Origin of the sequence: Haloferax sp. Atlit-10N (genome assembly GCF_003586325.1) — an archaeon.
Lineage (GTDB): Archaea > Halobacteriota > Halobacteria > Halobacteriales > Haloferacaceae > Haloferax > Haloferax prahovense.
Genome location: NZ_PSYX01000038.1, coordinates 1 through 1,352, shown reverse-complemented (window position 1 = coordinate 1,352; position 1,352 = coordinate 1). Strand labels below are relative to the sequence as shown.

Sequence of the window (1,352 nt, the reverse complement as noted above, 5' to 3'; positions counted from 1 at the left end):
CTCATTTGATAATTCTGATCATGTGCATCGGCGTGGCGGAGTGAGAAGATAGCTGCGTTCACAGCAGCGTCGAATGTGTCGATGTTAGTGAGGAGTATTTCCTGCAAGTGGTTCGACTGAAGTAGGTTCCGGGTCGAGGTTTTCGTGGCAATCGTGCGGAACGTTGAATTGACGATATAGGTGAAGACACCGCCATCCCGGACGAGTTCTTCTCCTCGGTAAATGAATTTCTGATACCGGTCATACACCATCTTCCGAACCGGTTTCACATACTCCTCCCGCCGTTTCTCATAGAAGTCACTAAGTGCAGTCACATAATCCGGGTTTGTTCCACCTTTGTACGGAGGGTTCCCGATGACGATATCGAAGCCGCCTTCCAAGATGACTTCCGGCACGTTGATGCTCCACTTGAACGGTTCTGAGTTGCCGAGTTCATCAACGGGCTCGGTCATCCAGTGTTCTGACGACTCCCAACTGATCTTATTATCCAACTCATCAGTCAGGCGTTTGAGTTCGGTGTAGACCTCCTGTTTCTCTTCGCTGTGTGCATTCACGTAATCCTGCCGTAGAGTAGCGATCTTCTCAATGAGACCTTCGCTGTCATAATTCCCTGAGAGACTTCCTTGGTAGTCGCCGCCGCGAAGCGTATCACGCAACTCGGTAGGCTCGTAGTCACCAACAAGGCTGTTCCCAACGAAGAATTTCAGCCCGAGGTTCGGAAGTGCGAACTTGTCGTTCTGTTCGAGGAAATCATCAATTGAGATGTGCAGGTCCTGAATGAGGTACAACCACACACGGAACTTACAGAGCTCAATCCCCCCGCTGTCGATGTCCACACCGTACAGTGAGTCCCGGATGAATTGTTTCTTCAACTCGAACCGGTTGATGTCATCGTCAAGCCCGTCAGTGAGTGCTTCTGCAATCGCCACTAATTCCTCGCTCATGGCGATGATGAACGCACCACTCCCGACAGCAGGGTCAACAACTTGGACGCTCGTGATTTTATCACGCATGTCTTGGACCGTCTCAGTTTCGAGCTCAGTCGGTGGAGTGTGGCTCCCGACTAAGTCAATCACAGTTTCCTCGTAATCGTCGAAATCCTCCAGAAGGTACTGTTTCAGCGCGTTCTTCGCCATGTACTCCGTGATCGGCTTCGGTGTGTAGAACGTGCCTTTCTCCTCTGGCTCAGCCTCCTGCATGAACATCTCGAAAATGCGACCAATGAACTCGGGATCAACGACAAGTTCCTGTTCGCTCGGGTTCGACTCCCGCAGCGAGATTTTGTACCGCCGGAGGAATCCTACCGGTTCGCCATTATTTCCATCTTCCGGGCTGAGAAGCTTGTCGAAGAA

At 51.3% G+C, this 1,352-nt stretch carries 1 protein-coding gene; it reads right to left on the bottom strand.

The window, feature by feature from the left end; all coding sequences use genetic code 11:
- Positions 1–1,352: Eco57I restriction-modification methylase domain-containing protein (locus tag C5B91_RS22180; RefSeq protein WP_233547854.1), on the bottom strand; the 1,352-nt coding region annotated here is incomplete at both ends.